21 protein-coding genes are annotated in these 24,769 nt (G+C 65.3%); all 21 read left to right on the forward strand.

Features of this window, described 5'->3' with window-relative positions:
* Positions 1–271: 271 nt before the first annotated feature.
* Positions 272–1,717, forward strand: coding sequence for a 3-isopropylmalate dehydratase large subunit (gene leuC, locus QC821_RS16400; protein ID WP_309723797.1), 1,446 nt, complete (start codon positions 272–274; stop codon positions 1,715–1,717).
* A 3-nt stretch (positions 1,718–1,720) separates the two neighbouring features.
* The gene (leuD, locus tag QC821_RS16405) at positions 1,721–2,374 is read left to right on the forward strand and encodes a 3-isopropylmalate dehydratase small subunit (protein ID WP_309723799.1); all 654 of its coding nucleotides are present in this window, start codon (positions 1,721–1,723) and stop codon (positions 2,372–2,374) included.
* 76 nt (positions 2,375–2,450) lie between these two features.
* Positions 2,451–3,530, forward strand: a complete 1,080-nt coding sequence (gene leuB / locus QC821_RS16410; protein WP_309723800.1) for a 3-isopropylmalate dehydrogenase — start codon at positions 2,451–2,453, stop codon at positions 3,528–3,530.
* 227 nt (positions 3,531–3,757) lie between these two features.
* Positions 3,758–4,870, forward strand: coding sequence for an aspartate-semialdehyde dehydrogenase (gene asd, locus QC821_RS16415; RefSeq protein ID WP_309723802.1), 1,113 nt, complete (start codon positions 3,758–3,760; stop codon positions 4,868–4,870).
* Positions 4,871–5,101: 231 nt separating this feature from the next.
* Entirely contained in the window at positions 5,102–7,390 is a 2,289-nt protein-coding gene (locus QC821_RS16420; protein ID WP_309723803.1) for a type IV pilus assembly protein FimV, read from the forward strand.
* 49 nt (positions 7,391–7,439) lie between these two features.
* Positions 7,440–8,495 carry a tRNA pseudouridine(38-40) synthase TruA gene (truA, locus tag QC821_RS16425; protein ID WP_309723805.1) on the forward strand — a complete coding sequence of 352 codons (1,056 nt, stop codon included), beginning with the start codon at positions 7,440–7,442 and terminating at the stop codon, positions 8,493–8,495.
* Complete coding sequence (locus tag QC821_RS16430; RefSeq protein WP_309723807.1) at positions 8,492–9,142, forward strand: phosphoribosylanthranilate isomerase; 651 nt, start codon at positions 8,492–8,494, stop codon at positions 9,140–9,142. The genes truA and QC821_RS16430 overlap by 4 nt, the downstream gene beginning before the upstream one ends.
* Before the next feature lie 150 nt (positions 9,143–9,292).
* Positions 9,293–9,520 (forward strand): lasso RiPP family leader peptide-containing protein, encoded by a 228-nt coding sequence (locus QC821_RS16435; RefSeq protein WP_309723809.1) that lies wholly within the window; start codon positions 9,293–9,295, stop codon positions 9,518–9,520.
* Between the two features lie 31 nt (positions 9,521–9,551).
* Positions 9,552–10,775 (forward strand): PqqD family protein, encoded by a 1,224-nt coding sequence (locus QC821_RS16440; protein WP_309723810.1) that lies wholly within the window; start codon positions 9,552–9,554, stop codon positions 10,773–10,775.
* Between the two features lie 15 nt (positions 10,776–10,790).
* Entirely contained in the window at positions 10,791–12,716 is a 1,926-nt protein-coding gene (locus QC821_RS16445; protein ID WP_309723811.1) for an asparagine synthetase B family protein, read from the forward strand.
* A 167-nt stretch (positions 12,717–12,883) separates the two neighbouring features.
* Positions 12,884–13,081: a hypothetical protein gene (locus QC821_RS16450; RefSeq protein WP_309723813.1), complete on the forward strand. Its 198-nt coding sequence runs from the start codon at positions 12,884–12,886 to the stop codon at positions 13,079–13,081.
* Positions 13,082–13,501: 420 nt separating this feature from the next.
* Positions 13,502–14,512, forward strand: coding sequence for a hypothetical protein (locus QC821_RS16455; RefSeq protein ID WP_309723815.1), 1,011 nt, complete (start codon positions 13,502–13,504; stop codon positions 14,510–14,512).
* 105 nt (positions 14,513–14,617) lie between these two features.
* Entirely contained in the window at positions 14,618–15,832 is a 1,215-nt protein-coding gene (gene trpB, locus QC821_RS16460) for a tryptophan synthase subunit beta (protein WP_309723817.1), read from the forward strand.
* A 9-nt stretch (positions 15,833–15,841) separates the two neighbouring features.
* Positions 15,842–16,645 (forward strand): tryptophan synthase subunit alpha, encoded by an 804-nt coding sequence (gene trpA, locus QC821_RS16465; RefSeq protein WP_309723818.1) that lies wholly within the window; start codon positions 15,842–15,844, stop codon positions 16,643–16,645.
* 54 nt (positions 16,646–16,699) lie between these two features.
* Positions 16,700–17,677 (forward strand): acetyl-CoA carboxylase, carboxyltransferase subunit beta, encoded by a 978-nt coding sequence (accD, locus tag QC821_RS16470; protein WP_309723820.1) that lies wholly within the window; start codon positions 16,700–16,702, stop codon positions 17,675–17,677.
* Positions 17,678–17,688: 11 nt separating this feature from the next.
* The gene (gene folC, locus QC821_RS16475; RefSeq protein WP_309723822.1) at positions 17,689–19,086 is read left to right on the forward strand and encodes a bifunctional tetrahydrofolate synthase/dihydrofolate synthase; all 1,398 of its coding nucleotides are present in this window, start codon (positions 17,689–17,691) and stop codon (positions 19,084–19,086) included.
* Positions 19,083–19,760 carry an SPOR domain-containing protein gene (locus QC821_RS16480; RefSeq protein WP_309723824.1) on the forward strand — a complete coding sequence of 226 codons (678 nt, stop codon included), beginning with the start codon at positions 19,083–19,085 and terminating at the stop codon, positions 19,758–19,760. The genes folC and QC821_RS16480 overlap by 4 nt, the downstream gene beginning before the upstream one ends.
* The gene (locus QC821_RS16485) at positions 19,760–20,362 is read left to right on the forward strand and encodes a CvpA family protein (protein WP_309723826.1); all 603 of its coding nucleotides are present in this window, start codon (positions 19,760–19,762) and stop codon (positions 20,360–20,362) included. Before QC821_RS16480 ends, QC821_RS16485 begins: the two co-directional genes overlap by 1 nt.
* An 86-nt stretch (positions 20,363–20,448) precedes the next feature.
* On the forward strand, positions 20,449–21,969 hold the full coding sequence (purF, locus tag QC821_RS16490; RefSeq protein ID WP_309723827.1) for an amidophosphoribosyltransferase: 1,521 nt from the start codon (positions 20,449–20,451) through the stop codon (positions 21,967–21,969).
* On the forward strand, positions 21,959–23,170 hold the full coding sequence (locus QC821_RS16495) for an O-succinylhomoserine sulfhydrylase (RefSeq protein ID WP_309723829.1): 1,212 nt from the start codon (positions 21,959–21,961) through the stop codon (positions 23,168–23,170). The genes purF and QC821_RS16495 overlap by 11 nt, the downstream gene beginning before the upstream one ends.
* A gap of 246 nt (positions 23,171–23,416) precedes the next feature.
* The gene (locus tag QC821_RS16500) at positions 23,417–24,439 is read left to right on the forward strand and encodes a GGDEF domain-containing protein (RefSeq protein WP_309723831.1); all 1,023 of its coding nucleotides are present in this window, start codon (positions 23,417–23,419) and stop codon (positions 24,437–24,439) included.
* The last annotated feature ends 330 nt before the right edge of the window (positions 24,440–24,769 follow it).

Below are 24,769 nucleotides of genomic sequence, written 5' to 3' on the forward strand. Positions count from 1 at the left end.
GAATTCAAAGCATAAATAACATGAATTGATTTTATGGGCGAGGGGCGGGAGACTGCGGGTATAGCGATAAGCGCCCAGCGCCCACCGCCCAGCGCCACGACACAGCGGCGCTGGGGACAGGCCGGAGAGGAGGTTCGATTCCAGGGATGGAATCGGTAGCGCACAGGGAGGTATTTACAGCGCCTCCTCGTAGGCCTGTCGCCGAGATAGCCGCGGCGCACCGGGCGCAGACCGGATGATGAAAACAGGGCCCCGAGCCCGGGAGAACGATATGGCAGGCCAGACCCTTTACGACAAGCTGTGGTCGCAGCACCTGGTCAAGGAGCGCGACGACGGCACCGCCTTGATCTACATCGACCGCCAACTGCTGCATGAAGTGACCTCGCCCCAGGCATTCGAAGGCCTGCGCATGGCGAATCGCAAGCCGTGGCGGCTCGACGCCAACCTGGCGACGCCGGACCACAACGTGCCGACCACGGTGATCGAGCGCGCTGAGGGCAATGCCGGGATCAAGGATCCGGTGTCGCTGATCCAGGTCCAGACCCTGGATGATAACTGCGCGTCATTCGGCATCGAGGAGTTCAAGATCAACGACGCCCGCCAGGGCATCGTGCACGTGGTGGGGCCAGAGCAGGGCGCTACCCTGCCGGGCATGACCGTGGTCTGCGGCGACTCGCATACCGCCACCCACGGCGCCTTTGCGGCCCTCGCCCACGGCATCGGCACCTCTGAAGTGGAGCACGTGCTGGCCACCCAGTGCCTGCTGGCGCAGAAGATGAAGAACATGCAGGTGCGCGTCGAGGGTGAGCTGGGCGTTGGCGTCACCGCCAAGGACGTGGTGCTGGCCATTATCGGCCAGATCGGCACCGCAGGTGGCACCGGCTACGCCATCGAGTTCGCCGGCAGCGCGATCCAGAGCCTCTCCATGGAGGGCCGCATGACGGTGTGTAACATGGCCATTGAGGCCGGCGCCCGGGTCGGTCTGATCGCTGTCGACGACACCACCATCGAATACCTCGCCGAGCGCCCCTATGCGCCGACCGCCGAGCAGTGGGACGCCGCCGTGGCCGACTGGCGCGGTCTGGTCTCGGACGCTGACGCCGCCTTCGACAAGGTGGTCGAGATCGACGCCGCCAGCATCGAACCGCAGGTCAGCTGGGGCACCAGTCCGGAGATGGTCACCGGTATCTCCGGCGAAGTGCCGGACCCGGCCGACGCCGCCGACGACACCGTCAAGCGCAGCTACACCCGTGCACTGGAGTACATGGGCCTGGCGCCCAAGCAGAAGATCACCGATATCCGCCTCGACAAGGTGTTCATCGGCTCCTGCACCAACTCGCGCATCGAAGACCTGCGCGAAGCCGCCAAGGTCGCCAAGGGCAAGAAGGTGGCGAGCTCCATCCAGCTGGCCATGGTGGTGCCCGGCTCGGGGCTGGTGAAACGCCAGGCCGAGGCCGAGGGGCTCGACAAGATCTTCACCGAGGCCGGCTTCGAGTGGCGCGAGCCGGGCTGCTCGATGTGCCTGGCGATGAACGCCGACAAGCTGGGGGCCGGCGAGCACTGTGCCTCGACCTCCAACCGCAACTTCGAGGGGCGCCAGGGCTACGGCGGCCGCACCCACCTGGTCAGCCCGGCGATGGCCGCCGCCGCTGCCATTGCCGGCCACTTTGTCGACGTGCGTCAGCTCGACGCCCAACCTATCGCCCAGGAGGCCTGAGCCATGAGACAGTTCGAACGCGAGCAGGGCCTGGTGGCGCCGTTGGACCGCGCCAACGTCGACACCGACCTGATCATTCCCAAGCAGTTTCTCAAGTCGATCAAGCGCACCGGCTTCGGCGTCAACCTGTTCGACGAGCTGCGCTACCTCGACGAGGGCTACCCGGGCCAGGACGCCAGCCAGCGCCCGCTCAACCCCGATTTCGTGCTCAACCAGCCGCGCTACCAGGGCGCCAGCGTGCTGCTGGCACGCCGCAACTTCGGCTGCGGCAGCTCCCGTGAGCACGCCCCCTGGGCGCTGGAGGACTTCGGCTTTCGGGTAGTGATCGCCCCGAGCTTCGCCGACATCTTCTACAACAACGCTTTCAAGAACGGCATCCTGCTGGTGACCCTCGACGAGGATACCGTTGATCGGCTGTTCAAGGCGGTGGAAGCCAACGAGGGCTATCGCCTCGACGTCGATCTCGAGAACCAGCGCGTGACCACCCCGGAGGGTGAGATCCTCGAGTTCGACGTCGATGCCTTCCGCAAGCACTGCCTGCTCAACGGCCTCGACGATATCGGCATCACCCTGCAGGACGAGGATGCCATTGGCGATTTCGAGGCCAAGCATCGCGCCGCACGGCCGTGGCTGTTCCGCGACAAGGTATCGGCCTGAGGCCTTAATTCCGCTGTCGCCGTACAGCCCGTCACCATTCGCTTGGAAACGGCGAACGACAAGGATTGAAAAACACATGACACGCAAGATTCTGGTACTCCCGGGAGACGGCATCGGCCCTGAGATCACCGCCCAGGCCAGCCGTGTGCTGGCCGCCTGCCAGGCCCGCGGCCTGGATGTCGAGGTCGAGGAAGCGCTGGTCGGCGGCGCCGCCTATGACGCCCACGGCGAGCCGCTGCCCGCCGAGACCCTGGCCAAGGCCGAGGCTGCCAGCGCCATCCTGCTCGGCGCTGTGGGTGGCCCCAAGTGGGACAAGATCGAAGACCTCAGCAGGCGTCCCGAGAAGGGCCTGCTCGGCCTGCGCAAGAACCTCGGCCTGTTCGGCAACCTGCGCCCGGCGATTCTCTACCCGCAGCTCGCCGAAGCCTCCAGCCTCAAGCCCGAGGTGGTGTCGGGTCTCGACATCATGATCGTGCGCGAGCTCACCGGCGGCATCTACTTTGGCCAACCGCGCGGCATCGAGGAGCGCGGTGGCGAGCGTGTCGGCTTCAACACCTACGTCTACTCCGAGAGCGAAATCGAGCGCATCGGTCGGGTCGCCTTCGAAATGGCCCAGAAGCGCGGCAAGAAGCTGTGCAGCGTCGACAAGGCCAACGTGCTCGAGGTCACCATCCTGTGGCGTGAGGTGATGGAGCGCCTGGCGCCGGAGTACCCCGACGTCGAGCTCTCGCACATGTACGTCGACAACGCCGCCATGCAGCTGGTGCGCGCGCCCAAGCAATTCGACGTGATCGTCACCGGTAACATGTTCGGCGATATCCTCTCCGACGCTGCGGCGATGCTCACCGGCTCCATCGGCATGCTGCCCTCGGCCTCGCTCAACGAGTCCGGCCAGGGCATGTACGAGCCGTGCCACGGCAGCGCCCCCGACATCGCCGGGCAGAACGTCGCCAACCCGCTGGCGACGATTCTCTCGGTGGCCATGATGCTGCGCTACTCGCTCAATGAACCGGCCCTGGCCGAGCGCATCGAGGCCGCAGTGGGCAAGGTCCTCGACGACGGCCTGCGCACCGCCGATATCGCTTACCCCGGCACTCGCCAGGTCTCCACCAGCGAGATGGGAGACGCCGTGCTGGCGGCGTTTGAGACACTTTAACTAAAGCGCCATCTACTGCAGCGGTGAGGGGCGCCGGGGACAGGCTGAAGGGGAGGTTTGCGCCATGGATGGCGCAAGGTAGCGCCCATGGAAGGGTTCACAGCGCCTCCCCGAAAGCCTGTCGACGGATTAGCCCCGGGATTAGCCTCAAAGGTACTTTGGGTTTCTGCGGCCCGGGCGCGCTTCATGTATAATATTGGCCTCATTTGAATTCTGGAGGACTTCACATGTTGAAAGTCGGTTTCGTCGGATGGCGCGGCATGGTGGGCTCGGTGCTCATGCAGCGCATGCAGGAGGATGGAGATTTCGACGGCATTGAGCCGATCTTCTTCACCACCTCCCAGGTCGGCAAGCCCGGCCCCGATATCGGCGTCGACGTGCCTCCGCTCAAGGATGCCACCGACATCGACGAGCTAAAGGCGCTGGATGTCGTGGTCACCTGCCAGGGGGGCGACTATACCAAGCAGGTCTACGGCGACCTGCGCGGCGCGGGCTGGAAGGGCTACTGGATCGATGCTGCCAGCACCCTGCGCATGGAAGACGAAGCGACCATCGTCCTCGATCCGGTCAACCGCGGCGTGATCGACGCGCAGCTGGCCAAGGGCGCCAAGACCTTCGTCGGCGGCAACTGCACCGTCAGCCTGATGCTGATGGGGCTGGGTGGCCTGTTCGAGGCCGACCTGATCGAGTGGATGACCTCCATGACCTATCAGGCCGCCTCGGGCTCCGGCGCCAAGCACATGCGCGAATTGCTCAACCAGATGGGCAGCCTGCGCGATAGCGTTGCCGGTGAGTTGAGCGACCCGTCCAGCGCAATCCTCGACATCGACCGCAAGGTCACCGCGGCGATGCGTTCGGGCGACTTTCCCACCGATAACTTCGGCGCTCCGCTGGCCGGTAGCCTGCTGCCGTGGATCGATACCAAGCTCGACAACGGCCAGAGCCGCGAGGAGTGGAAGGGCAGCGTCGAGACCAACAAGATTCTCGGCCTCGATAACAACCCGATCCCCATCGACGGCTTGTGCGTGCGTATTGGTGCGATGCGTTCTCACAGCCAGGCGTTCACCATCAAGTTGAAGAAAGATGTGCCGATGGATGAGATCGAGGATCGTCTGGCCAAGCACAACGAGTGGGTCAAGGTCATCGCCAACGACAAGGACGCCACCATCGACGGCCTGACGCCGGCCGCCGCCACCGGCACTCTCAGCGTGCCGGTGGGTCGCCTGCGCAAGCTGGCTATGGGCGGCGAGTACCTGTCCGCTTTCAGCGTCGGCGACCAGCTGCTGTGGGGCGCCGCCGAACCGCTCAAGCGCATGCTCAAGATTCTGCGCGAGCAGTAAATCGAGCGCCGCTTCGCTGAGCTGATGACGCCTCCCCAATGGGGAGGCGTCGTCTCATGAACAGGAGGAAAACTGACATGCGTTGAATGCACGGGCTTGTCAGGTGTTGTCTGATGCATTCTGCTGATGAAAACGATGTTTTCGAGTCAGGGCTTTATACGTAAAGGCGGCGAGCGCAGCCAGTTTCCGGCGCAGCCTACACTGCTCCCAAGTCGCAGGGTCACCTAGACAATGAACCGCAAGCTCTCACTGGCCATCGCGCTGTCGTTAACGGCAGCGACCAGCACGCCGCTTCTGGCACTTGGGCTGGGCGAGGTGGAGGTCCATTCGCGCCTTAGTGCGCCGCTGCGTGCGACGCTGCCGCTCACCGATGTGGATGGCGTCGACCCGCGGCGCATGCGCGTCGCGCTGGCGGACGAAGCGGCATTCGAGCAGGCCGGCCTGAGCCGAGGTCTGGTGGCGCGCGGCATCGACTTCAGCATCGAGCGTCACGACGGCGAGCTGGTGGTATCGATGCGCTCCGAGCAGCCGGTGCGGGATCCCTTCCTCGACCTGCTGCTGGATATCGACTGGCCCGATGGGCGTGTGCTGCGCCAGGTCACGCTGCTGTTCGACCCGCCGGGCTACGAAGACAGCCCGGTGCTGGTGGCGGGCGCCGCCGCCAGGGTGGCCGAAAGCAACGTGCCGCCACTGGCCACGCCGTCCGCTGCGGCGCCTCCCCGGCCGTCGGCCGCGCCAGTTGCCGGCGGCAGCGGTGACCCCGCTGCGGTGCGCAGCGGCGATACCCTTTGGGCAGTCGCCTCGCGCTTGCGTCCCGGCGACGATATCGACATCAACCAGATGATGCTGGCACTGGTCGAGGCCAACCCCGACGCCTTTCCGTCCGGCAATATCAACTCGATGCGCGCCGGAGTGACCCTCGAAGTTCCCTCCCGCGAGGCGATCACCCGGCGCTCGCCCAGCGACGCTGGCACCCTCGTGGAGACCCAGAGCCAGGCTTGGGCGGCCCGCCAGGCTGACGGCGGTGCCGCGGTGGCGGCGAGCGCGCTGCCGCAAGCCGAGGCCGAGACTGTCGCGGCGGCTGACGCCGATGAGCAGCCGCGCCTGACCCTGCTTAGCGACGACGATCTGGCCGCCGAGGAGCAAGCAACGACCGGCAGCGATGCGCAGGCGGTGGACGAGGCGGCCCAGAGCGCCGGCCTGGCGGTCGCCGGCGACACCGGGCAGGAGGCTGGTGATGCAGAGCAGGCCCAGAGCGATACCGACGAGCGCTTGTCGCGCCTGGAAGCCGAGCTGATCGCCAGCCAGCAGGCGCTGAGCAACGTCGAAACCGAGCGCGACCAGCTGCAGCAGGACATGCGCGAGATGCGCGATGAGCTTGCCGCCATGCGCAACCAGCTGGCCCAGCTCAGCGCCGACGGCACACCCAGCGAGCAGGCCGGCACCGGCGGCATAACGCCGCCAGCGGCGAGTCCTGCGCCCCAGCCTGAGCCCTGGTGGGGCGCGCTATGGCAACAGCTGCGTGATGGCAGCCTGACCGTGGCGGGTCTGGCCCTGGCGGCGTTGCTGGCGCTATGGGCGCTGGTGCGTCGTCGTCGCGAGGGCGGCAACGCGCCGAGGGCCGGGCAGCGCTACGTCGACGGCACGGCGGTAATGCCCAACGTCTATGCGCCCAGCCATGTCCAGGCTGCGACTGCTGCCACGCCAGGGACGAGCGTGCAGGACGATGCGCCAGCCAATGAACCGCCCGTCGCGCGGCCGATGCCGCAGGCCGAAGCCATCAGCGAGGCGGATATCTTCATGGCCTACGGCCGCTACGATCAGGCCCGCGAGCTGCTGGAGGCCAGTCTCGACGAGCAGCCCCAGCGTCACGATCTGCGTCTCAAGCTACTTGCGGTTCACGTCGAGCAGGGCGACTGGGGTGCCGCCGAGCGCGAAGCCGAAGCGCTGCGCGGCGTCGATGATCCGGGCTTGCAGGACGAGGTCGAGCGGCTGATGGCGCGTCGTCAGCCTAACGCGGCCATGGCCGAGATGGCGGCCGAGGCCGATCATCCTGCGGAGCCGGAGCCGGAGCCGGAGCCGGAGCCGGAGCCGGAGCCGGAGCCACAGCGCGTTACGCCGCCGCCGGTCTCGTCGGGCGGCGGTGAGTCGCCGCGGGTGATCGACTATCGCCCGCCGTCACTCGAGCCCTCGGCCCCCCGCGAGGAAACGCCGATGCAGCCCAGCGTCGAGTTCGAGCCGGGCGGCGCGGCACTATCGACCGAGGAAGCATCGGTCGAGACCAAGCCCGTCGAAGAGGAGTGGGAGATCGAGGAGGTGGCGTTCGAGCCGCTGCATCTGGATAATGAGCAGCATGCCGCCGCTTCGCCTCAGGGGCTGATTAATACGGCCCGCGAGCGCTTCGACCAGGGCCAGCCACAGTCGGCCCGCGTGCTGCTCGAGCAGGCGCTGGCCGAGGCCCAGGGAGACCCCCAGTTGGAGGCCGAGGCGCGGCGGCTGATTGCCCAATACGACCTGTGATGCGCGCGGCCTAGCGGCGCGCTGACCCCGACGAGCCGCTGACGAGCCGATGCCCCTGTTTAAACGCCTGGACGAAAAGACCCGCCTGACCGGCCGCCTGGCCGCCGCCGTGGAGTACGACGGCAGCGCCTACTGCGGCTGGCAGCGCCTAAAGCACGCCCCTTCGGTGCAGTATGAAGTCGAGCAGGCCCTGGCGCGGGTGGCCGGGCATCCGGTCACCGTACACTGCAGTGGCCGCACCGACAGCGGCGTGCACGCCACGCGCCAGGTGATTCACTTCGACCCGCCGGTGTCGCGCTCGCAGAAGGCCTGGGTGTTCGGCGCCAACGCCAACCTGCCCCGGGATATTGCCATCCGCTGGCTGGTGCCGGTGGCCGACGACTTCCATGCGCGCTTCCTGGCCCTGGCGCGACGCTACCGCTACGTGATACTCAACCAGCCCAGTCGGCCGGTGCTCGAGCGCGCCAATGCCACCTGGTGCCGCGACCCGCTGGACGCCGACGCCATGCACCGCGCCGCCCAGGTGCTGGTTGGCGAGCGCGACTTCTCCAGCTTCCGCGCCGCCGGCTGCCAGTCGAAGACCGCCTGGCGCCACCTGCATTTCATCGAGGTGCATCGCCATGGCCCGCTGGTCGTAGTCGATGTCCAGGCCAACGCCTTCGTCCATCACATGATTCGCAATATCGTCGGCGCGCTGGTCGACGTCGGCCGCGGCGAGCAGGATGAAGAGTACATCGCGCGGCTGTTGACGCTGCGCGATCGCACCCAGGCCAGCGCCACCGCGCCGGGCTGCGGGCTGCACTTCGTCGACTCCATCTATGATTCGCAGTACACACTGCCCCGCGAGCCGCTCGGCCCAAATCTGCTGGCCTTTCTCGGCGAGTGGACCGGCGAGCGCGAACTGCCTGACTCGCCGCTGGTGCGCTATCGCCGCGGCCGGCCGCTGGCCGAGGACGAGGGCCACCCGTCGCTGCCGACGTATCGCCAAGGTCAGCGCGAAGCGCAACAGAAAGCTCAGCGCGAAGCGCAACAGAAAGCTCAGGGCGATGCGCAACAGCAAGCCCAGCACAGGGCCGCCTCGGCGCCCGAGGAGGAGTCGCCATGAGTGCGCTGCACCGTACCCGGGTCAAGATATGCGGCCTGACCCGCGCCGAGGATATTGACGCCGCGGTGGCCGCCGGCGCCGATGCGCTGGGCTTCGTGCTGTGGCCGGGCAGCAAGCGCGCGGTGGACCTCGAGCATCTGGCCGAACTCAGTGCTCGGGTGCCGGCCTTCGTCACCCGGGGCGGGCTGTTCGTCGACCAGTCGCCTGCGTTCATCGCCGCCTGCGCACCGCACCTCGATCTACTGCAGTTCCACGGCGACGAGTCGCCAACCTTCTGCGCGGCGGCCCCGCGGCCCTGGATCAAGGCGCTGCGTATGCGTGACGGCATCGACCTGCATGCCGCGGCGGCGGACTACGCCGGTGCCCGCGGCCTGCTGCTCGATGCCTACAAGCCCGGCGTGCCGGGGGGCACCGGCGAGACCTTCGACTGGTCGCGAATCCCTGCAAGCCTGGCGGCGCCGGTGATCCTGGCCGGCGGCCTGACGGCGGCCAATGTCGTCGAGGCCATAGCGGCAGTACGGCCCTTCGCGGTGGATGTTTCCGGGGGTGTGGAACAGGCGCCAGGTATCAAGCAGGCCGAGTTGATAGGCGATTTTTTGCGGGGCGTGATGGCCGCAGATGATCGATTGAGGCGTATGCCGCACTGATAGCCTGGCAGCAGCGTGTAACAGCGCCACCTACAATAGTAAAACTCGATGTTTTGGCACTGCTTGTTTCTTTTGTGTTAAAGAGTGTATCTTTGGCTGGATGAAGCCATTAAAAAGTTTTAGCCGTCCACTCCATACGAGGAGCTATCGATGAAAGGCTTGCATGACAATGGTGTTGAACAGGGTGCACGTCTTGAATACAGCGCCCCGCAGCTCAAGCAGTGGGGCAGCGTTGCCGCTCTGACACGGCTCGGAGGATCCGGTGGCGCCGGCGATGTCGGCTTCAACCCTGGTGGCAACCAGGTAGGGTCCGACAACGGCAGCGTGTTCACTCCCGCCAACACTAGCGGCGGTGGCCGAGGCCGCGGAAGGCCCTGATCGATTGCCAAGGGGGTGAGGTGTTCGACACATGACGCGTACCGGCCATGGGTTGGTGGTGCTGCTTAGCGGTACTATTCCAGCTGAACGCGTCATGTCCTTTACCCGCCAGGACAGCCCGCAAGCCGCGCTGTCTTCTCTGATGGCGGCTGTCTGTGCCAACCCCCTCTGGGCTGACATGCCCGATGCCCGGTTGGTGGGGCGGGCAGATCCCAATGTGCTGCTGGGCGTGCTAGGTCGCTTTACGGACGTCCAGCTCGATCGCTTGCAAGAACTCGCCATCCATCTGCAAGAAGTCCTCTCGCGCCATCGCTACGTCGACTACGCCACTGCCGAGCGAGTGACGGAGCGCTTGGCCAGCAAGCTGTGCCATGCCCTCGGGCCGGAGCGCATTGCCCGTGCTCGCTTTGCGGCAATTCCACGCGGTGGTTACATCGTGCTGGGCATGCTGGCGTACTATCTGGATCTGCGTCCTGAACAGTTGGCCAGCATCGATTCGACGCCGTCGGCAGAGGATGACCTGCTTATCGTGGTCGATGACTGCGCGCTGTCAGGTGTGCGTTTTCAGCAGACGCTGCACACGCTGGCATATAGGCGAGTGGTATTCTGCCCGTTATATGCAGTGCCGGCGCTATGCCGCAACATTGAGCTGCAAGAGCCAAGGGTAACGCTATGCCTGAACGCCGAGGATCTCCTTGATATCGGCTTCGAGCGCTATGCGGAGGGCTACACTGCCTGGCGTGAAAGGCGCAAGAAGCTTCTGGCCGGCCATGGTTATTGGGTGGGCATTACCGAGTACGTGGCCTTTGCCTGGTGTGAGCCGCAGACACGCTACTGGGATGAACAGCGGCAAGGTTTTGCCGCCGGGTGGAACATTTTACCACCTGAGCTGAGTATCAAGCGGCGCGTGGCGGCCCGCGAGCTGGGACATTCCGATGCCCGTTCCACGCTGCTGGAGCATAGTGGGCCGGGGCCGCTGTTACCCTCGGGTCGACTGCTATGGTTCGATAATGGCGATGAGGTATTGCTCGCTCGATTGACCCTCGATCAGGGTAGCGCTGTGCCCGTCTTTAATCTGGAAGGTGTGGCAGCAGATATGTGGCGTTGCCTGCTGGGTAGCGGAACACTCGAAGCCGCTCAGGCTGCGCTGTTGGAACTCTATCAGGTTGATGCTGATCGGCTGTTCAATGATTTGCAGGCGTTTCTGGCGCAGCTGGTCGACAATAAGCTCCTCATAGTGGTTGATACGCCCTGACCCTGGAGGTCGTGCATGAGCGGTATTTGCGGCATCGTTCGTCTTGATGGCGCCGCCGTCACCCGTGCTGAACTCGAGGCGATGGTGGCGCCCGCCGCGTACCGTGGCAGGGAGGGCATCAGCTATCTGCAAGCCGGTGCTGCGGGCCTCGCCTGTCTGTCGCTTGATACCCTGCGTGGTGGCAGAGGGGTATGCGAACCGCTGGCGGCTCCCGATGCAGGCCTGGCCGTGGCGGCTACTGCAAGAATCGACAACCGCCAGGTGCTTTGCGAATCGCTGGATGAACCGTCGAGCGATGGCGCGCTGATCCTCAAGACGCTGTTAGCCTATCCTGAGGATGCCCCGGCACGGCTGCTGGGTGACTTCGCCTATGCATGCTGGGATCAGCGCCGCGGCCGCTTGACCTTGGCGAGAGATGCGATGGGCATGCGCTCGCTCTACTTTCGAGTGGAGTCCAACCGTGTGCTGTTTGCCTCCGAGATCAGCCAGCTGCTTGCCGTGAGTAACCGAGCAGAGCGAATCGACGAGCAGACGGTAGCTCGCTACCTCGCCGACATGCAGGTCCCTGGTGGGCATACCTTCTATCAGGGCGTCGATGAGGTCAGGCAGGCTGAAGAGGTCATCATCACGATGACCGGCAGCGTATCGCGCCGCTACTTCTGGCAGCCCGACGCCGGGCAGCGGCTGCATTACACCGATGTGCGCGAGTATGACGAGCATTTCCGTGAGCTGATGGCCGATGTCATGCGCGCTCGTCTTGTCACCAAATCGTTCATGGGCATCAGCCTGAGCGGAGGCATGGACTCCTCGACAGCGGCATCAATGGGTGGCTGGCTGGCCGAGCAAGGCGAAGACGTCGCATCCATGAAGGCCTACAGTTGGGCCTTCTCGCGCTTTCCCGAGTGTGACGAGCGCGACAATATCCATAAAGTAGCGGATCGCTATGCGATTCCAGTACACGAAATTGCCGCAGAGGAGACCTACCCCCTCGTGGATCTCGCGGCGTATCGTCCTCATCAGGACGATCCCTACATGTCCATTTACCACGCCTATATGCACCGCGCGATATCTGCCGCCGCGGCTGACGGAGCGAGTGGCATGATGTTTGGCTTCCGTGGCGACCTGATGAGCGGGGAGGCGGTGTTCGACATTGCTGGAATGCTGCGAGACGGACTCTATGCCGAGTCTCGACGTGAGCTGGCACGACTCTCGCGGATGTACGGTGCCTCGCGGTTAGCCACCTTGCGTGAGCATGTCGTGACGCCGCTGCTTGTCGATCTCGTGCCGCGTCGAGTGGCCATGCGTTGGAGGCAGCTGTTGGATGCAGGCCGCGACCGCCTTGGGCGGCTTTCGCATCAGGCCGCTCCACTGCCAACGTGGCTGGGGCAGCGGGCGGGGGACTACGTTGACCGGGGCTTCCTGCGGCAAGCAGGATTGCCGCAGCGCGATCCAGAGGCCACGTACGGTGAGGGGTGGCCTGGTTATGCGGCGCGGCAACGCTTCACCTTGATGAGTTCGCCGCTGGCGTCTCGTGTTGTTCAGTTTAGCGAACGTCTATGCGCCCGCTATGGGGTGGATTTTTTTGACCCCTGGAGTGACCGGCGGGTAGTCGAGTTCGTGCTTGCCTGCCCCCAGCACCTCATCACGCGGCCGCGCCAGTTCAAGCGGCTCGCCAAGCGTTCGATGAGCGGGATAATGCCTCGCGATGCGATCCATGCGGCCCATAAGGTATCGCCAGAACCGCTCTACCTGCATGCCCTGCGTGAAGAGGCACACGACACCGTACGTGACTTGGTGACCGACAGTCGCTGCGCGTCCATGGGATTTGTCGATGAGCGCTGCCTGCAGCGGCAGTGCGAGAGCCTGCTTAGCGGCGAGCGCAACGACATCGATCTGTGGCCGATGCTCTCTCTCGAGCTATGGCTGCGTCGGCACTGGTAGCCCGGAAGAGGCGATGTTGCCCAGGATGGCGTGGCCTCATGCTGCGAGTTGACTAAAATCAGTCGCCGTTCTAAATGTTTCATCTTGTATCGCATTGTTACAGGGCATAGTTTTGTAGTGTGCTGATCAGGCACGGCTGGCCGTAACTATGCGCAGGAGTGTTGGCAATGATGAACAATGAAGAAAAAACAACCGGTGAACGTCTTGGCTATGCAGCGCCACAATTGAAGCGGTGGGGGGATATATCCGACATGACCCAGCTGGGTAATTCGGGTGGGCCCGGAGACATTGGCTACAACAAGCCGGGTAAGCAGGTAGGCTCCGAGAACGGAAGCGTCTTCCCCGGCGGCCATACCTACGATTGATCTGGCTCGCTTGATTATAGCAATCAAGGACTGATGTTGGCTCGATGGCTGCCCAGGCTGTCGGGCCATATTGCCGTTGATGAGCAGCGTGGGCTGCAGTAGCGGTTAAGGCTGGAGTGTAAGTAGATGTTGTGCTAATTTTTCATTACGTTTCCGATCATGCCTGCCTGCGCTGAGCAGGCTTACGAGAGAGGTATTACCCATGGCTAGCCGAGAGCATACTCCTGCTGATGCAGCGTCGCAGCGAATTGCGTACCAGCCACCTCAGATCAAGCAGTGGGGCGAGGTAACGGACATCACCCGCGATCGGAATCTGGATCCTATTGGTAGCGATCCAGGCAGCACGGTGCCTGACATCACTCCCGTGTAATATCGGTAGCATCCCATCATCACCTGTGTGAATGACCCACTGACCCGTCGATGAGCCACCGCTATCTTATCTTCGGGCAGCGTGTGTCTACCGAGCGCCGCTTTCGCACGCCGATGACCTCGGTGGCGCCCTCCGGTGAGTCGGATTTGCGTTTTGACTGCCGTGTCGTGTGCCACGCACCGAGCCTGGCGGCAGACGCCTGCCTATACGCTAGCCCCGACAAGAACCACTACGGCGAGTCGGCCGTTCAGCTGTATGCGGTTGCCGATGGCTATGTGATGCGTTTCCCGCGGGTGGCGGATTTTACGCTTACCCCAGGGCATATTGACTGCCAGCTGCTCGATCCTGCGCTCGACTACATGGTAGAGGTCTGCCTGCTCGGCCATGTTTTCAGCTGTTACCTCGAGCTCTCGGGGGTCACGGCACTGCACGCCGGCGCCGTCGAGGTAGATGGCCGAGCGGTGCTGTTTGCAGCGGATCGTACCGGCGGCAAGAGTACGCTGGTGACTTCGCTGGTCAAGGCGGGCTTTGCCTTGCTGGCCGATGATATCTCGGCGCTGTCCATCACTGCCCATGGGGTGCGTTGCCTGCATGGCTTTCCGCAACTCAAGATGACGCCGGAGCAGGTGCGGCGTTTCGTCTCGGGTGAGCAGGATTACCCGCTGGTGCATCCGGCATTTACCAAGTTGAGCGTGCCACTGCAGGCGCTGGGCCGGGCGGCGACTGAGCCGCTGCCGGTGGCTGCGATCTATCTTCTGGCGCGTGAGCGGGAGGTTGGGCCTGATGCCCGCCCGCAGATAGTTCCCGTGCCGGCCTCGGAGGCCGTGATTCATCTGGCTCGCCACTCTTTCCTGTGGCATCTGCTCGAGACCCAGCGCGGAGGTCGGGCGTTTGCGCCGGGAGTGGCCCGACCTGCGGCTGCCGATCTTCGTATTGACCGCTTCATGCGTCTGTCGCGAATTGCTGGCCAGGTGCCTGTCCGCCATCTGCATTATCCGAGCGGCTACCAGTGGTTACCGGATGTTCATCAAGCCATCGTCGATGATGTGACGACGCTCTAAAAGCCGTTCAAAACCTGCTATGCTCCGGGGTCGGTTCGTATCGCAAGCCATGCGGTGCGCACCAGGTACGCCAATCCGCTCAAGCGACCCTGTGAGGTGTCTTTCGTGACCAAGTTCAGCGACCTGACCCGACTGCCCGATGCGCGCGGCCATTTCGGCCCCTACGGCGGCCGGTTCGTTTCGGAAACGTTGAGCTTCGCCCTGGATGAACTCGAGAAGAACTACGCCGCGATGCGCGACGATCCCGACTTCCAGGCGGAATTCGACTATGATCTGGCCCATTTCGTGGGGCGGCCCTCGCCGCTGTATCATGCCAAACGTTGGTCGGATTCACTGGGCGGTGCGCAGATCTGGCTCAAGCGCGAGGACTTGAATCACACCGGCGCGCACAAGGTCAACAACACCGTGGGCCAGGCGCTGCTGGCCAAGAAGAGCGGCAAGCCGCGGGTGATCGCCGAAACCGGCGCCGGCCAGCACGGCGTGGCCACCGCCACCGTGGCGGCGCGCCTGGGCCTCAAGTGCGAGGTCTACATGGGCGCCGAAGACGTCCAGCGCCAGAAGCTCAACGTCTACCGCATGCACCTGCTGGGCGCCAAGGTGATCCCCGTGGAGTCCGGTACCCGGACCCTCAAGGACGCCATGAACGAAGCGCTGCGCGACTGGGTGACCAACGTCGACGACACCTTCTATATCATCGGTACCGTGGCCGGCCCGCACCCCTATCCGCTGCTGGTGCGCGATTTCAACGCCGTGGCCGGTCGCGAGGCGCGTCGCCAGTCGCTGGAGCAGATCGGCCGGCTGCCGGACGCGCTGATCGCCTGCGTGGGTGGCGGCTCCAATGCCATGGGCCTGTTCTATCCGTTCGTCGAGGACGACGAGGTGGTCATGTACGGCGTCGAGGCGGGCGGTGACGGCGTCGAGACCGGGCGCCACGCCGCGCCGCTGGCCTCCAATGCGCCGCGCGGCGTACTGCACGGTAACCGCACCTACCTGATGTCCGACGAAGCCGGCCAGGTCTCCGATACCCACTCGATCTCCGCCGGGCTCGACTATCCCGGCGTGGGCCCCGAGCACGCCCTGTGGAAGGACGTCGGGCGCGTCAACTACGTCGCCGCCAACGACCAGCAGGTGCTCGAGGCGTTCCGCGAGCTGACCCATATGGAAGGCATCATGCCGGCGCTGGAGTCGGCCCACGCCCTGGCCCACGCCAAGGTGCTGGCACCCACCATGCGTCGCGACCAGCACATCGTGATCAATCTCTCCGGTCGCGGTGACAAGGACATCATGACGGTGGCCCAGCTCGACGGCATTGAATTCTAAGGACCCGCGATGAACCGTATCGATCAACGCTTCGCCGAGCTCAAGGCGCAGGGCCGCAAGGCCCTGATCCCCTATATTACCGCCGGCGACCCGGGCCCCGAGCACACCGTGGGCTTCATGCACGCCCTGGTCGAGGCCGGTGCCGATATCGTCGAGCTCGGGGTGCCGTTCTCCGATCCCATGGCCGATGGCCCGGTGATCCAGAAGGCTTGCGAGCGGGCGCTCTCCAAGGGTACCCGGCTTGTCGACCTGTTCGACATGGTGCGCGAGTTTCGCCGCACCGACAGCACCACCCCGGTGGTGCTGATGGGCTACCTCAACCCCGTCGAGCGGATCGGCTACGACACCTTCGCCGATGCCGCCGCCGAGGCGGGTGTCGACGGGGTGCTGACTGTTGACATGCCGCCGGAAGAGGCCGAGGAGTTCGGCCCGGTGCTCAAGGCCCGTGGCCTGGCGTCGATCTTCCTGGTTGCCCCTACCACCTCCAACGCTCGGGCCGCTACAATATGCGCCCATGGCGAAGGTTATCTTTACTATGTCTCGCTCAAGGGCGTGACCGGCTCCGCCAGCCTCGACGCCGAAGACGTCGCCAGCCATCTGGCGCCGCTGCGCGAGATGACCGATCTGCCGCTGTGCGTTGGCTTCGGCATTCGCGACGGCGCCTCGGCGGCGGCGGTGGCCCAGGTCGCCGACGGCGTGATCGTCGGTTCGGCGCTGGTCAACCGCATCGCCGACAGCGCCGACGACCCGGCCGCCATCGCGCCGCAGCTCAAGGCCGTGCTCGGCGAGATGCGCCGTGCCATGGACGCTTGAGCGAGCGCCATAACGCGATGACTCCATGACTCAGCATACGGGAAGCATTCTGACATGAGCTGGCTAGACAAGATCGTGCCCTCGATGGGCCGTATCCAGCGCAAGGACCGACGCGCCAGCGTGCCCGACGGGCTGTGGCGCAAGTGCCCCAAGTGCGAGGCAGTGCTCTATCTGCCCGAACTCGAGAAACACCACAACGTCTGCCCCAAGTGTGACCATCACCTGAGGCTGACCGCCCGCAAGCGCCTTGACTGGTTCCTCGACAAGGAGGGCCGCGAAGAGGTTGCCGCCGACCTGATACCGGTGGATCGCCTCAAGTTTCGCGACTCCAAGAAGTACAAGGACCGCCTCGCGGCGGCCCAGAAGAGCACCGACGAGAACGATGCGCTGATCGCCATGCGCGGCACCCTCGACGGCATGCCGATCGTCGTGGTGTCGTTCGAGTTCACCTTCATGGGTGGCTCGATGGGCGCCATCGTCGGCGAAAAGTTCGTGCGTGCGGCGACCGTCGCGCTGGAGGAGGGCATCCCGCTGGTGTGCTTCTCGGCATCCGGCGGCGCACGCATGCAGGAGGCGCTGTTCTCGCTGATGCAGATGGCCAAGACCTCGGCGGCGCTGGAGAAGCTAAAGCAGGCCGGTATCCCTTATATCTCGGTGCTGACCGATCCGGTCTACGGCGGCGTCTCGGCGTCGCTGGCGATGCTCGGCGACCTCAATGTCGCCGAACCCAACGCGTTGATCGGTTTCGCCGGGCCGCGGGTCATCGAGCAGACCGTGCGTGAGAAGCTCCCGGAAGGCTTCCAGCGCAGCGAATTCCTGCTCGAGCACGGCGCCGTGGACATGATCGTCCACCGCAGCGAGATGCGCGACCGCCTGGGGGCGGTGCTGCGCAAGCTGACCCATCTGCCTGTCAGCGGCATGCCCGAGGAGTCCGAGCCTGATCTGGTAGACGTCGCCGAGCAGCCGCCCGAAGCCGAGGTCGACGAGCCGCTCGAGCAGCCCGTCGAGGATGACGGCCAGGAGCCGCGTTGACGGAGCGCCCCATGAGTTCGCCGGATAGCACCGCACTGCCCACCGATCTGGCGGGCTGGCTGGCGCGCCTCGAGCAGCAGCACCCGGTCAGCATCGAGCTCGGGCTCGAGCGCGTGGCCGCGGTGGCCGAACGCATGGGGCTGCTGGATGCTCCTATCGCCGCGCGGCTGATCAGCGTTGCCGGTACCAATGGCAAGGGCTCCACGGTGGCCATGCTCGAGGCGCTGGCCCGCGCCCACGGGCTGACCACTGCCACCTACACTTCGCCGCATCTGCTGCGCTACAACGAACGCCTGCGCCTCGACGGCGTCGAGGCCGACGACGACACCCTGATCGCCGGTTTCCATGCCGTCGAGACGGCGCGTCTGGGCGGCGAGCCGATCAGCCTGACCTACTTCGAAGCCGGTACCTTGGCTGCGCTGCACAGCATCGCGCAGCACGCTCCACAGCTGGCGATTCTCGAGGTCGGCCTGGGCGGACGCCTGGACGCGGTCAATATCCTGGATGCGGATGTCGCGATGGTGACCACCGTGGCCCAGGACCATGCCGCCTTCCTGGGCACCGATATCGAGCAGATCGGCCGCGAGAAGGCCGGCATCATGCGCACCGGACGCCCCGCGGTGCTGGGCAGCACGACGCTGCCGGCCAGCGTGCGCCAGCACGCCGAGTCCCTCGGCGCGCCGCTGTTCGCGCTGGGCGAGCAGGTAACCCGCAGCGAGCCAGATGCCAACGGCGAGTGGCAGTGGCGCGGCTCGATAGCAGCCCATACAGCGGACAATCCGCCGAGACTTGACCACTTGCCCGACCCAGGCCTGCCGCTGGACAATGCTGCCAGTGCGCTTCAGGCGCTGGCGCTGGCAGGCATCGCGCTCGATGCCGAGCGCTGCCGCCAGGGGTTGGCCGAGGTGCAGCTGGCCGGGCGCATGCAGTGGCTCGGTAACTGGTGCCTGGATGTGGCGCATAACCCGCATGCGGCCCATTATGTGGCCAGGCGGCTCGACGCCCGCGGCTGCGCCGGCACTCGCTATGCGCTGTTCGGTATGCTTGCCGACAAGGACGCCAGCGGTGTGGTCGTGGAACTGGCAGGGCAGGTCGACGCCTGGGTCACGGTGAGCCTCGAGGGTGAACGGGCGCGCAGTGCCGCGGCGCTGGCCGAGACCCTCACCGCCTCCGGCCAACCGCTTGCGCACTGCGCCGACAGCGTTGCCGCTGGCGTGGCCTGGCTCAATGAGCACCTCGGCGGCGACGACCAGGTGCTGGTGTGTGGCTCGTTCTTTACCGTGGCCGAGGCGCTGGGTGAGTGGCAGGCCGGGCGCCTCATCGAATCGCCTGTGGTCGCCCAGCCGTCTGTGGCCCAACCGTCTGTGGCAGAGGACGCCAGCACCAGGGATAAGGAGGGATCAGCATGAAATACGGCATGCGTGAACGCATCAGCGGGGCGGTGATCATCGTCGCCCTGGGGGTGATCTTCGTGCCGATGCTGTTCGATGCGCCGACGACCCGCGAGGAGCGTCCGGCGCCTGTATTGACCATCGAGCAGCCCATCGACGTGCAGCGCACCCCGGTCGACGAGCCGACGCCGCCGGCGAGTCTCTCCACGCGGCCCTCCGGCGAGATCGATGAGCCGCCGGAGGTCGACGTCGAGCAGGTGGTCGAGGCTACCGATCCGGTGACTCGTGACGAGCCCGGCGATCTCGACGAGGCGACCCCGGCCGAGCCAGAGGCCAGCGACCCGATCGCCGAACTGGCCGAGGCCGCCCAGGCCCCCAGCGAGCCGGAGCCAGAGCCAGCGACAGATACCGAGCCCGAGGCACAGGCGGAGCAGTCGCCGCCTACCGCCGCCACCCAGGGCGGCGAGTGGGCAGTGCAGGTGGGCAGCTTCGGCGAGGCCGGCAACGCCGAGCGCCTCGAGGCACAGCTCAATGAGCAGGGCTTCAGCGCCTATCGCCGCGCCCGCGACAACAACATGACCAGCGTATACGTGGGCCCCTTCGCCAGCTCCAGTGACGGCGAGCAGGCGCGCACCGAGCTACAGGAGCGCGCCAATATCCAGGGGCTGCTGATCCGGGTGCGGGAGGATTGATGAGTCTCACCTGGCTGGACATGGTGTTCCTGGCGGTACTGGCGATTTCAATGATGGCCGGCTTCATGCGCGGCCTGATCCGCGAGGGTCTGGGCCTGGCGGCCTGGATCATCGCGCTGATCGCCGCGCGGATGTTCGCCGAGCCGGTGGCCGATATGCTCAGCGGGCTGATCGACAACGCCGACGGCCGGCTGGTGTTATCGTTCATCCTGGTGATCTTCGTGGTGATCATGATCTGCGGGCTGGTGATCCGCGCCGTGCATGCCGCGGTGGAGTGGGTCGGCATGGGCTTCTTCAACCGCGTGGCGGGGGCCGGCTTCGGCGTGCTGCGCGGCGCGGCGATCCTGGTGCTGGTCACGGTGCTGATCTCGCTGACCCCGCTGTCGCAGCTCGAGGCGTGGCGCGATGCCGAGCTGCGGCCCACCTTCGAGGAGCTGCGCAGCTGGGTGATCAGCCAGGTCGAGGCCTGGGAGCAGCGCGATCCGGAGCGCACCGAGGCGTGGCGCAATATCTCGCTACCCGGCTTCGGTGATGGCAATGACCAGGACGACATGCTCGACGAACCCGGCGGGCAAGAAGGCGAGGCACCGGTCGTCCGATAGCAGGGCACCGGCCGCCCAGTAGCGCTCTAATATCCTACAAGGCTGGCCATGCCGGCCATAAGCAACAGTGCAGCGAGGAAAGTGGAATGTGCGGTATCGTGGGCCTGATGGCCAACCAGGCGGTCAACCAGGGCATCTATGATGCGCTGACAGTCCTTCAGCACCGTGGCCAGGATGCCGCCGGGATGATGACATGGCATGAAGACCGCTTCCTGCTGCGCAAGAGCAATGGACTGGTGCGCGACGTCTTCCATACCCGCCACATGGCGCGTCTCAAGGGCAACCTGGGCATCGGCCACGTGCGCTACCCCACCGCCGGTTCGTCCAGCGAGGCGGAGTCGCAGCCGTTCTACGTCAACTCGCCCTACGGCATCTCGCTGGCTCACAACGGCAACCTGACCAACTCGGATCAGCTCAAGCAGGAGCTGTTCTCCACCGATCTGCGTCACATCAACACCAGCTCCGACTCCGAGGTGCTGCTCAACGTCTTCGCCCACGAGCTGGGCAAGCAGGGCCACCACCTCGAGCCCGAGGACATCTTCGACGCCGTGCGCCGCGTGCACCGCCGCTGCAAGGGTGGCTACGCCGCGGTGGCGATCATCAACGGTTTCGGCATGGTCGCCTTCCGTGACCCCCAGGGCATCCGCCCGGTGGTGTTCGGCACCCGCGACGAGGGCGGCCACCAGGATGTGATGATCGCCTCCGAGTCGGTGGCACTTGACGTCGGCGGCTTCGAGCTGCACCGCGACCTGGCCCCCGGCGAAGCGATCTTCGTCGACATGCGCGGCAACATCCACACCCAGCAGTGTGCCGACAAGCCGATCCTCGCGCCGTGCATCTTCGAGCACGTCTATCTGGCGCGGCCCGACTCGATCCTCGACGGTGCCTACGTCTACGGCACGCGCATGCAGATGGGCCGCAAGCTCGGCGACCGCATCCAGCACGAGTGGCCCGAGCACGACATCGACGTGGTGATCCCGATCCCCGATACCTCGCGCACCTCGGCGCTGGAGCTCGCCCAGCATCTCGGCGTCACCTACCGCGAAGGCTTCATGAAGAACCGCTACATAGGCCGTACCTTCATCATGCCGGGGCAGACCCAGCGCAAGAAATCGGTGCGCCAGAAGCTCAACGCCATCGACATCGAGTTCAAGGGCAAGAACGTGCTGCTGGTCGACGACTCCATCGTACGTGGCACCACCTGCAAGCAGATTATCCAGATGGCCCGCGAGGCCGGCGCCAGCAAGGTCTATTTTGCCTCCGCCGCGCCGCCGGTGCGCTACCCTAACGTCTATGGCATCGACATGCCGGCGGCCAACGAGCTGATCGCCCACGGCCGCAGCGAGGCCGAGGTCGGCGAGCTGATCGGCGCCGACCGCATCTTCTACCAGGACCTCGACGACCTGCGCGACGCCTGCCGCGAGGTCAACCCGGCCCTCGAGCAGTTCGACTGCTCGGTATTCGACGGCCAGTACATCACCGGCGATATCGACGACGCTTACCTGGCCCGACTCGAGGCCTCGCGCAACGATAGCGCCAAGGTCCAGAACGTCAGCGACCACGCCCTGGTCGGCATGCACAATCAGGATGACCTCGATGACGACTGACAACTCCAACCAGCGCGACTGGGCGCTGGCCACCCAGGCGATCCGTGCCGGCCACGCTCGTACCCACGAACAGGAGCACGGCGAGCCGATCTTCCCGACCTCCAGCTTCGTCTACGGCAGCGCCGCCGAGGCCGCGCGCAAGTTCGGCGGCGAAGAGCCGGGCAATATCTACTCGCGCTTCACCAACCCCACGGTGCGCAACTTCGAGCAGCGCCTGGCGGTGATGGAAGGCGGCGAGCGCTGCGTGGCCACCAGCTCCGGCATGTCGGCGATCCTCTCCACCGCCCTGGCGCTGCTCCAGGCCGGCGATGAGATCGTCGCCTCGCGCTCGCTGTTCGGCTCCACCGTCAGCCTGTTCGACAAGTACCTCGGCAAGTTCGGCATCGTCACTCGCTACGTCGAACTCTCCGACCTCGAGGCCTGGGAGGCGGCAATCACCCCGGCGACCCGGCTGCTGTTCGCCGAGACGCCGTCGAATCCGCTCTCCGAGGTGGTCGACATCCAGGCGCTGGCCGAGATCGCTCACCGCCACGATGCGCTGCTGGCCATCGACAACTGCTTTTTGACCCCGGCGCTGCAGAAGCCCATCGAGCTGGGCGCCGACCTGGTCATCCACTCCGCTACCAAGTACCTCGACGGCCAGGGCCGCGCCATCGGCGGGGCGGTGGTGGGTCGTGACAAGGAGCTCGAGGAGCTGTTCGGCGTGGTGCGCACCTGCGGGCCCTGCATGAGCCCGTTCAACGCATGGATCTTCCTCAAGGGCCTCGAGACCCTCAACCTGCGCATGCGCGCCCACTGCGAGAACGCCATGGCCCTGGCGCGCTGGCTCGAGGCGCACCCGGCGGTGAGCCGCGTCTACTACAGCGGCCTCGAGAGCCATCCCCAGCACGTGCTGGCCAGCCGCCAGCAGCAGGGCTACGGCGCCGTGCTAGGCCTCGAGGTGGTCAACGGTCGCGGGCAGAGCGCCCGCGAGACCGCCTGGTCGGTGATCGACGCCACCCAGGTGATGTCGATCACCGGCAACCTGGGCGACGTCAAGACCACCATCACCCACCCCGGCACCACCACTCACGGCCGCCTCTCCGAGGAGCAGAAAGCCGCCGCCCGCATCAGCGACGGCCTGATCCGCATCGCCGTCGGCCTCGAAGACATCGACGACCTCAAGGCCGACCTCGCCCGCGGCCTCGACGCCCTGGTATAGTGGTTAGTGTGGGAGCGACTTCAGTCGCGATCATTGTGGGAGCGAATTTATTCGCGATGCAGCGCGCAGCGCTGCTGGGAACACCCAACCCCATCGCGATTAAAATCGCTCCCACTTTTGCCTTGGCGTATCCCCCGGTAGGAGCGAATTCATTCGCGATGGCAGCGCGCAGCGCTGCTTGGGACATTGTCACTTGCCAGGCGCCGCGGTTGCTGCAAAGGTAAGTGAAACCGCTGCGGTACTCCCATGAGCGAATCCGACCCTGATCCCTGCTTACGCCTGACCTTTCACGATGCGCTGATGGCGCATCCGCTGATCCGCGAGCTGTGGCATCACTTCCCCGAAAACATGTTCCTGGTGCGCGCCGAGCCTGACGGCCACTTCGTGGTCGAGGCCGCCAACCCTGCGCAGCACGCCACGATCGGGCGGGAGTGCATTGGCAAACCGATCGCCTCCTTCATGCCGGCGGCCACCGCCGAGGCCATCTATGCCCGCTACCGTGAGTGTGTGACCCGCGATGAACCCATTCGCTATGAGGAGCACGTCGCCTTCTTCGATGAGCAAGGCAACGAGCAGTTCGGCTATTGGTTGACGCTGATCGTGCCGCTGCACAACGACGCTGAAGATTCACAGCGCGTTACCCATCTATTTGGGATTGCCCAGGATGTGACCGAGCTACGCAACGCCCGCGAAGCTCTGGAGCGCCAGAATCAGGTGCTCGAGGCGCGGGTGGAGGAGCGAACTGCGGCGCTGCAGCAGGCCAACCACGAGCTGAAGCTGCTCAATATCCAGCTTGAGGAGATGGCTACCCGCGATTTCCTTACCGGCTGCTACAATCGCCGGCATATCGAAACCCTCGGCCAGCGAGAAGTGGAGCGGGCGCGGCGCTACGTCTCCCCGCTCAGCGCGCTGATGCTGGATCTCGATGCCTTCAAGCACGTCAACGACACGCTCGGCCATGCCGCCGGTGACGCCGCCCTCAAGCGCGTTGCCGCCTGCCTGCAGCAGGCGCTGCGCGAGAGCGACCTGCTGGGGCGCTTCGGCGGCGATGAGTTTCTGATTCTGCTGCCCGAGATCGGCCGCGAGGACGCTACGGCCACCGCCGCTCGGCTGCGCCAGCAGGTAGCCGAACTCGCCGGTGTCTCGATCAGCGTCGGGGTCGCCACCCTGCGCCATCAGGGCGACAGCCTGGAAAGCCTCGCCGGCCGCGCAGACCAGCGGCTGCTCGACGCCAAGCGCCAGCGCTACGGCCAACCCCATCGAGACTGACGTCTCTCCTACATTGGCCTTGGCGCCATACCCAGTGTGGGAGCGAATTTATTCGCGATTGCAGTGCGCAGCGCTGGCGGGCCAGATCAACCCCATCGAGACTGACGTCTCTTCTACATTTACCTTGGCGCCACACCCAGTGTGGGAGCGAATTCATTCGCGATGCAGCGCGTAGCGCTGGCGGGCCAGATCAACCCAATCGAGACTGACGTCTCTCCTACACTGGCCTTGGCGCCATACCCAGTGTGGGAAATGGGATGGACCCGTCCCCCCTTGTGCCAAGATGAGTTTGCAACGCCATCTTGGGTGCATGGGGCACCACACGGCATC

The organism is Franzmannia qiaohouensis, assembly GCF_031451695.1.
Classification (GTDB): Bacteria; Pseudomonadota; Gammaproteobacteria; order Pseudomonadales; family Halomonadaceae; genus Franzmannia; species Franzmannia qiaohouensis.